This is a genomic window from Methanobrevibacter sp., from assembly GCF_045220775.1.
Classification (GTDB): domain Archaea; phylum Methanobacteriota; class Methanobacteria; order Methanobacteriales; family Methanobacteriaceae; genus Methanocatella.
In genome coordinates, this window is the sequence record NZ_JBGUWC010000041.1 from 1 (window position 1) to 7148 (window position 7148).

A 7148-nucleotide genomic window follows, 5' to 3' on the forward strand; every position below is an offset into this window, starting at 1 on the left:
GTGTTAACGATTAAAATGGCATTATTCGGCATATCAATCCCGTTTTGATCTAATTAAATGGGGGGATAGGATGCAGGAATTATTAAATGAATGTAAAAAGGCATATGAAGAAAGAGATTATTCAGGATTGGAACAGGTATGCAATAGGATATTGGAAAAAGACAAGAAAAATGAGATAGCCCTTGGATATAAAATCTTTTCATTGGCATGGCTTGAAAAGAATGAAGAAGTATTGGAATGCGCAGATTATGCCATAAGACTATATCCTGATAATTTCATGTTCTACTTTGAAAAGGCCGAAATGTTACTGTGGGCTTTTGATGATGTCGACGGAGCAATAGAAACTTATGAAAAGGGATTGTCATTGGTTGATGATTTCGATGAGCATTGGTTCAGTGTCGATAACATCGTTTATGCATTATATAAAAAAGCAGACCAGCTCATGCAATCAGGCAGCTTCAAAAGTGCCATTGATATTTATGACAGGATTCTCTTTTACAGGCCAAGTGAATTCAAGGCATTGGACAGCATTGAATCAATAGTCAAAGAGCAGGATATTGATTATGAAGCCAGCAGAAATTATGAGAAATCATTAGATTTAAGAAAAAGAGCACGAAAAAGGGCCGAGAAGATTGAAGACTGTTTGAATGGAATTGAAATAGGCGAATATGGCGAGGAATACATCAACGGATTCTGTGAATTCAAGGATTACAGTTCACTTGACGAGTACATTAGGGATTTGATAATCTGTCTGATGGAATCCTATCCCTACCGCAGCGAAGACCATGCAAGATCTTTGGTGAAATGCAACATGGACTACATCAGAAGCTCCTATGAGCACAAGGAGCCGGTTGCATACTGTTCGATAGAGGTCGGCTATTGCTGCGGATGATTATTTTGAAAAGTTTACAGTGAGGTTATATCATGCAAGACAAAAAACAGATTAAAATGGAAATCATCACCTATCTATGCGGATGCCCGGAGTTGTCACCGGAATTCATCGGGCTTCTCGAAGCTGGTGGTCTAACAGAAAAGGACGGCAAAACAATAAGGCAGAATCTGATTAATAATCTGGATTCAAATTACAATTTTGATTTGCTGTTTGAAGAGTACTATATGGAACGGCTTAAGGACAGGGATGACTATCCCGCTGAAGCCATGAGGGCATACACAAGCGATGAGGAGTATCTGCAGCTGCTTGATAAGCATTTCCCGCAGACAGTATCCGAAGCTGTTGATGTTGTAATCGGCATGTTGGATGATGATGTGATTGAAAAAATAAAAAAGCAGGACAAATTTGACTTTGGCGTCCGCCAGCATTTTGGTCTGGGGCTGTACATGAGAAACCATTTCGGAATAAACCTGGAACAGTCAAAGGCATTGAAGCTGGACATTTTGCAAAGGTCAGGGGAGAGCTTCCTTATGGCAGATGACGTATCCGACTATCTGCTTGGGGAAGTGTGGCAAGAGATACAGAGAAGATAATATGGTGATAATATGGATTTGGAAAATCAACTTAACGAATGCGACAAATTATATGAAAATATGGATTATAAAGGATTGATTGAAAAGTGCGACGAGATACTGGAGAAGCATCCGGACAATCAGACTGCAATGGGATACAAGGGCATCTCCCACTGCTTTTTGGATGAATACGACGAGGCTTTGGAAATTTTAAACAGGGGAGTTGAGCTTTATCCTGACAACTACTATTTCAAAAACAACCTTGCGATGGTGTACTATGATTTGGGCGATTATGAAAAGTCCCTACAGCTCTGCGATGAAGGATTGAAAATCAAGTGCTTCGACTGGCTATGCGAAAACAAGCTTAAGGCCCTAATCAAACTGGACAGGATGGATGAAGCCATCGAATTCGACAGGACATTCGACCATGACTTCAATCTGGGCGAAGTGCTTCTTCATGAGGAAATGTACGGCGAAGCGTTGGAATACTATTATGGCCAGCTGAAGGACAATCCCGATGATTTGTATGTCATTGAAAGTATAAAGGGAATCATTGCAGAAAGATTTCCTGACCTGACTCCTGAAGTTGGGGATTATTATCTTGAATGGATTGACATCATCCGGCCGATGGAAGAGACAGAGGCATGTCCTGACTGCGGCGGAGAGCTGATTCCAATTGTATACGGATTTCCATCTCCTGATATTATGGAAAAGGCAGAGAGAGGCGAGGTTAGCCTGGGCGGATGTGTACTCCCAGGTACTGGAAACTATCACTGCAAAAGCTGCAAAAAGGATTTCAATCTGGGCGATGGAGCGGTACGCATCGAATGTGAAAATCCCGAATTGAAGCACTATATTCTCTTCAAAATGTTTTCATTGGACAGCCTATTGGAGATCGGTTCAAGGGATTGTGCTGATTTGGATGAGCTTAAAAAAGGATTAATGACATTTGATGACAGGGAGTTTGATGCCTTCATCAGTCATCTTGTTGAAATAGGTCATCTTTCCGAACCAAAAGAAGGCTGTGTCAAATTGTTGAGTAAATAATTATTAACTCTGAGAAATTGATGAGACCCTTTGAAACAGAAATGATTATAGAGTGTGGATAAATGCGATTTAAACAAGACGGAGGATATGGTCCTTTAGGAAACCGCAGCAAAAAAAGCTTTTTGGAAAACTTTCTGAATGAAGAGCAAAGGAAAGAATATGAAAAGAAATTGGAAAAGGAAGATCCCGAAAAATACCGCGAGTTTAAAGAATGGTTAGATATTCCTAAAAAAAAGAATATCTATCTAAAATTTGGGAATTAAAAAAATAAATGATGTATCATGCTAAATGAAGAAAATTATCCAATGTCATATAAGGAATTTCAAAAAAGAGTGATTGAACTATTTTTAGAGGATTACTCTGATGAAACATTACAAATTATGATGGATAGAGTGGATGAAGAATTAAAGAATGACCCTAATTATATTCATGGGTTTTATGGTCATGCTTGTTGGGTTTACGATAATCCTCAATTATATGGTGAAAATTGTAAGAAAGTATTTGAAGACAATTTTTTAAGACAAACCCCAGTAGCAAATTTAAGAATGTTAATAGGATAAAAAATGAGGTGATTAATGGAGCTGATAATCTCAACTGATCATTACCCATCTTTATTGTTTAAGGATTGGGATAGTGCAGTAGAATTTGCACGAAAACTAAATTATGAGTATATAGATATACGTTTGATTGAATTCAATGCTGAAGAAATCGGTTATGGCATTTATAATTGTAAAAAAGAAGAATTGATAGAAAAGGAGGATTTGCAATTATTTCACATGTCTAAATGATTAATGGAGGAACAAATTTGACTCGTGCTAAAGGTTATGGTATTACAAATTATAGGATACATAGATTGTTAGAACAAATGTCTGTCAAAGAAAGAAAATCATTTGAATTAAAACTGAAAAAGAATAATGAAAAAAAATATAATGGATTCAAAGAATGGCAAAAGGATTTTATGAAAATAATCCCTGAACATAAGATAGATTATTAAAATTTCATTTTAAGTGAAAGTTTAATCATTTAAAATAATGAATATTTCAAAAAAAGGGTGATTTAAAAATGGTAAAACAGAATGATGAACCAAGATTAAATTATGAAGAATTTTTTGAATTAACTGGTCATGAATTAACTGGAAGATTAGATGGTTTATCTGTGCATAAATTTGATGATAAAATCATAGCTATTATAGAAATGTTAGAAGAAGAGGATTGTGGAGATTCAGAGGATGCCAGTAATAAAATCTATGATTTGAAAAAGGTTGAAAAAAACTTCCATGATTTGATAAGAAGCATATATAAGAAAAGACCTATCTCGTTTGAGCTTCCTGAAATAACAGAAAAGCTATTGGAAAAACAAGCAGCACTTGACATGCCTGAAACATTCGGAGGATTCTTTTATTTTCTAGCTATTGAAGATGAAAAGCCGGTATTGTATGTAGGGGCTTTTTCAAGAATGGATCAGGATTTGGACAGATTGTGCATAGTTGATGAGCAATCATATAGGTGGATTGAAGATGGAAGCTATAGCGAAAAGCTAAGCGATGTGTTTAAATAGTTATCATCATGATATAATTAAACAAAGGACATGGCAAAGGAGCTATTACAAAAAGGTGAAAACATGGATATTGACAAGGATAAGATTGAGGAATTGAAAAAGCAGTACCTGCCGGACAATTCAAGACTGGAGGAGCTGATGAGTGAAAAGATGACAGCTGAAAGTCAAAAAGAATTTTTAGAGCTGTTTAAGCAGTCCCAACTTTATATGCCTGTGGAATACTCTGCAAACATGTTCGAAGGCATTGAAAATGCAAAAGAAGGAGATGTTTTCGAACCTGAAGGCCAGGTAGGCTTTGACATCATTTATCTTACAGGCGATGACGGCTCAAAGGCGGTGCCTCTGTTTACAAGCGCTGAGATGATGGAAAAGGCTGGCGTCAGAAGTTCAGTAAATGTATTGTTCATGAGCGATTTGGCGGACATGCTCAAACAGACAGACAGGTATTCCGCAGTGGCAGTCAATCCTTTTTGCGAACATGATGTTGTAATTCCGATGAAGATGTTTTTGAATCTTTTTCATGAACCGACTGAAGAGGAAAAGAAGTTTTTTGAAGCATTGGACCATATGCTTAAAATCCTCAAGGAGCATTCAATCGAGCTTGAAGATAATACCACACTCTTTTTCAGGCATGATGAAAATGTCATGGTTGAAAATGCGGTTGACGGCGTCTTTGTACCGAACGTTCCGTTTTCCGTAAGCAGCAATCCGAAGTATGGCGAAGGCATGAAGTATACAAACATTTTGATGATGCCAAAATCCAAAAAGATTCTGCCGATAGGTCCTGATGCGGAGCTGGACATTGTCATCGCTCCGGGAACCGAGTTCAAGCTTGAGGATACTCTTGACGGAACCCAAAATCTTTGGATGTGCGGTGCCCAGCCTTTCTATGATGAGTGAATTGGTTATTTTAAATTTAGGCAAAATATTGTCCGGGTTTGAAAAATTGAAGTCAAAAGATACTGCTTAATTTATAAATAATGAAGTTTAAGTAAGTATTATGATTTCAAATTCGACATTAAAGAAAATTATCTATCTGAAAAATCATTTCCCGAAACTCGATGACAAGGGTGCGCTTTTAGTTCCGACAAGCTTGAAGCTGAAAGACATCGAGTTCATGAAATATCGTCATTTGCCTGTCAATTGGCAGATAAGGCCAGTAACAGGCAATGATTTGCCTTCTGAATTTTCGCCAAAAGCTGTGAAACTGATTGATTTGTTTAGAAGAAAAACGATTGGTTTAACATATGAGGTAATGCTGATATTTGACTATAAGACTGGAGAACTGCTTTACTGCTTCGTTAATGATTTTGGTGAATCTAATGAAATTTATGGAAATGTTGATGAGGAAGTGTTTGTTGGAAAGCATGTTGCAACAATCCATAATCATCCTAAACTATATGAATCCGCATTATCTTCAGAAAATTTTCAGATTCTGGAATTGGAATTTGAAGAATATGAGCTGGTATCTTCAAGGAATGCTTTATGGATCTTAAAATCAAAGGAAATGTTGCCTGAAAAGGACATAATTGAAATAAAGAACAGTATTACAACTTTAAATGATTATTCTAAAATGCAATCACATGATAATGAGAGGATATATGAGGAATTGCTTCTTGACTATATAAATAATGTTAGATTTAATATTGAATTGACAAGGAGGCTTTTTAAATGAAATCTGGAAAATCAATCCCAATCATAAGGACTGCTTATCCCTATTTGACTGATAGGGAAAAGGAATATCTCAAAGAGCATGAAAAGGAATTAAAGGAAAAAAACATAAGTCCTGATGAAGATGTTAAGAGGATATTTGCCAAAATTGGAGTTGACATTGATTTGGAAAAAATCAATAGGATTTAACATTTTTTTTTAAATGAGTCATGATTTATAGTTTTCATTTTACGTTATTTTAACAAAAAAGGAGTTATTACATGAAGATTAATCTTTTAAGTACTGCTTATCCACGAAAAGTAGATTATAATAGTATTTCAAGAGTCAGAAAAAACCTTAAAGAGGAAAATAAGTCATCACAGGAAAAAATAAAGGAAATTTTTTCAGAAATTGGGTTGGATATAGATTTGGATTCTTATATTTAGGTGTTTAAATGACTGAGCTAACTGAAAAGTATGTCTTTCACATTCCCCTCTACAAATATGTGGAAGATGAGTTGGTCCCGATTGAAATCGATAATCTTTTTGGGGATTTAATTTCTGATTTAAGCGAAAATGGATTTGAAAACTTCTATCTTACAAAGGTTAAGGCTTATTACAAGTCAAGATGCTTTGATGAGGTTTTAATTACAATTTTTGCTTCATCAGTCTCGCCTGCTGAAATATTTGAGAAGTGGTTCCGGAACAACAATGATGTCTTGGGCCAAGAAGCTTTCAGCTATGAATGTGGAAATACCATGATTATTCATGAGTTGATGTAGATTACACATTCCAATTTTTATTTTTTTTAAGCATCATTCAATTTCATGAAAGGAAGCTATTTTAATTCTAATAAAAAATCTATTGCATATTGTTTTAATCAAAGCTATTTTTGATTATTTTAAATAAAAAAGAAGTTGTCTCATGACAACTTTCATAAAAACAGTTTAAGGGTTGCAGTGTCCGCAAGGCGAATAGCCTGCACTGACGGCTTCATCACGGCTTGAGAAGTAGACCTTGTTTGACGGCTTCATCTTGTTCACGTCCCTGCATCCAGGGGCATGGAACTTGTGGGTGTTTGAGTTTCCGACATAGCTGTCGGATGTTCCGCTGTTGTATGTTGTGGTGTGGCCTCCGCTTGAAGATGAACTGTAACTTGAACTGTAGCTTGAGGAAGTGTAATCTCCATCCCTTACCAAATCATAACTGCCGAAGGTCTGGGTTCCGCTAGTAATTTCAAGATAGACGGTTACCGAATCAAGCAGATTCTCATGCCTGTCATAGAGGTTTATCACGGCCTTGTCCGGATAATATCTGTATGAATCTGCGCTTGCAACATGAATGTATCCTCCGTTGTCCACGGTTTTGGGAACCATGTTTCCGTGGTTTAGAAGAGATCCGTCACGGGAGTAGTAGATTTGGATGACTGCG

General features: G+C 36.5%; 14 protein-coding genes. 13 read left to right on the plus strand and 1 reads right to left on the minus strand.

Annotated features, from left to right (window positions below; genetic code table 11):
* The first annotated feature begins 70 nt into the window (after nt 1-70).
* The 13 genes from ACJROP_RS02110 (at nt 71) to ACJROP_RS02170 (ending at nt 6499) form a co-directional block, all read left to right on the plus strand.
* The gene (locus tag ACJROP_RS02110; protein ID WP_406533851.1) at nt 71-892 is read left to right on the plus strand and encodes a tetratricopeptide repeat protein; all 822 of its coding nucleotides are present in this window, start codon (nt 71-73) and stop codon (nt 890-892) included.
* 32 nt (nt 893-924) lie between these two features.
* On the plus strand, nt 925-1485 hold the full coding sequence (locus ACJROP_RS02115; protein ID WP_406533852.1) for a DUF6794 domain-containing protein: 561 nt from the start codon (nt 925-927) through the stop codon (nt 1483-1485).
* 12 nt (nt 1486-1497) lie between these two features.
* The gene (locus ACJROP_RS02120) at nt 1498-2511 is read left to right on the plus strand and encodes a tetratricopeptide repeat protein (RefSeq protein ID WP_406533853.1); all 1014 of its coding nucleotides are present in this window, start codon (nt 1498-1500) and stop codon (nt 2509-2511) included.
* A 62-nt stretch (nt 2512-2573) separates the two neighbouring features.
* The gene (locus ACJROP_RS02125; protein ID WP_406533854.1) at nt 2574-2774 is read left to right on the plus strand and encodes a hypothetical protein; all 201 of its coding nucleotides are present in this window, start codon (nt 2574-2576) and stop codon (nt 2772-2774) included.
* A gap of 18 nt (nt 2775-2792) precedes the next feature.
* Nucleotides 2793-3071, plus strand: coding sequence for a hypothetical protein (locus tag ACJROP_RS02130; protein ID WP_406533855.1), 279 nt, complete (start codon nt 2793-2795; stop codon nt 3069-3071).
* Nucleotides 3072-3086: 15 nt separating this feature from the next.
* The gene (locus ACJROP_RS02135) at nt 3087-3299 is read left to right on the plus strand and encodes a hypothetical protein (protein WP_406533856.1); all 213 of its coding nucleotides are present in this window, start codon (nt 3087-3089) and stop codon (nt 3297-3299) included.
* A 17-nt stretch (nt 3300-3316) separates the two neighbouring features.
* On the plus strand, nt 3317-3505 hold the full coding sequence (locus ACJROP_RS02140; protein WP_406533857.1) for a hypothetical protein: 189 nt from the start codon (nt 3317-3319) through the stop codon (nt 3503-3505).
* Between the two features lie 68 nt (nt 3506-3573).
* Nucleotides 3574-4068 carry a hypothetical protein gene (locus ACJROP_RS02145; protein ID WP_406533858.1) on the plus strand — a complete coding sequence of 165 codons (495 nt, stop codon included), beginning with the start codon at nt 3574-3576 and terminating at the stop codon, nt 4066-4068.
* A gap of 63 nt (nt 4069-4131) precedes the next feature.
* Entirely contained in the window at nt 4132-4968 is an 837-nt protein-coding gene (locus ACJROP_RS02150) for an SseB family protein (RefSeq protein WP_406533859.1), read from the plus strand.
* Nucleotides 4969-5068: 100 nt separating this feature from the next.
* On the plus strand, nt 5069-5743 hold the full coding sequence (locus tag ACJROP_RS02155; protein WP_406533860.1) for a hypothetical protein: 675 nt from the start codon (nt 5069-5071) through the stop codon (nt 5741-5743).
* Complete coding sequence (locus ACJROP_RS02160; protein ID WP_406533861.1) at nt 5740-5928, plus strand: hypothetical protein; 189 nt, start codon at nt 5740-5742, stop codon at nt 5926-5928. Before ACJROP_RS02155 ends, ACJROP_RS02160 begins: the two co-directional genes overlap by 4 nt.
* A gap of 71 nt (nt 5929-5999) precedes the next feature.
* Nucleotides 6000-6164, plus strand: coding sequence for a hypothetical protein (locus ACJROP_RS02165; protein WP_406533862.1), 165 nt, complete (start codon nt 6000-6002; stop codon nt 6162-6164).
* Nucleotides 6165-6172: 8 nt separating this feature from the next.
* A complete protein-coding gene (locus ACJROP_RS02170; RefSeq protein WP_406533863.1) occupies nt 6173-6499 on the plus strand; it encodes a hypothetical protein in 327 nt (108 codons plus the stop codon).
* 165 nt (nt 6500-6664) lie between these two features.
* Here the strand turns inward: ACJROP_RS02170 and ACJROP_RS02175 are convergent.
* On the minus strand, nt 6665-7148 hold a 484-nt coding region (locus ACJROP_RS02175), incomplete at its 5' end, for an Ada metal-binding domain-containing protein (RefSeq protein WP_406533864.1).

What these genes read in the sequence shown, in the direction of transcription:
- ACJROP_RS02110 (WP_406533851.1), top strand. Translation starts at nt 71, where the DNA reads ATGCAGGAATTATTAAATGAATGTAAAAAGGCATATGAAGAAAGAGAT.
- ACJROP_RS02115 (WP_406533852.1), top strand. Translation starts at nt 925, where the DNA reads ATGCAAGACAAAAAACAGATTAAAATGGAAATCATCACCTATCTATGC.
- ACJROP_RS02120 (WP_406533853.1), top strand. Translation starts at nt 1,498, where the DNA reads ATGGATTTGGAAAATCAACTTAACGAATGCGACAAATTATATGAAAAT.
- ACJROP_RS02125 (WP_406533854.1), top strand. Translation starts at nt 2,574, where the DNA reads ATGCGATTTAAACAAGACGGAGGATATGGTCCTTTAGGAAACCGCAGC.
- ACJROP_RS02130 (WP_406533855.1), top strand. Translation starts at nt 2,793, where the DNA reads ATGCTAAATGAAGAAAATTATCCAATGTCATATAAGGAATTTCAAAAA.
- ACJROP_RS02135 (WP_406533856.1), top strand. Translation starts at nt 3,087, where the DNA reads ATGGAGCTGATAATCTCAACTGATCATTACCCATCTTTATTGTTTAAG.
- ACJROP_RS02145 (WP_406533858.1), top strand. Translation starts at nt 3,574, where the DNA reads ATGGTAAAACAGAATGATGAACCAAGATTAAATTATGAAGAATTTTTT.
- ACJROP_RS02150 (WP_406533859.1), top strand. Translation starts at nt 4,132, where the DNA reads ATGGATATTGACAAGGATAAGATTGAGGAATTGAAAAAGCAGTACCTG.
- ACJROP_RS02155 (WP_406533860.1), top strand. Translation starts at nt 5,069, where the DNA reads ATGATTTCAAATTCGACATTAAAGAAAATTATCTATCTGAAAAATCAT.
- ACJROP_RS02160 (WP_406533861.1), top strand. Translation starts at nt 5,740, where the DNA reads ATGAAATCTGGAAAATCAATCCCAATCATAAGGACTGCTTATCCCTAT.
- ACJROP_RS02165 (WP_406533862.1), top strand. Translation starts at nt 6,000, where the DNA reads ATGAAGATTAATCTTTTAAGTACTGCTTATCCACGAAAAGTAGATTAT.
- ACJROP_RS02170 (WP_406533863.1), top strand. Translation starts at nt 6,173, where the DNA reads ATGACTGAGCTAACTGAAAAGTATGTCTTTCACATTCCCCTCTACAAA.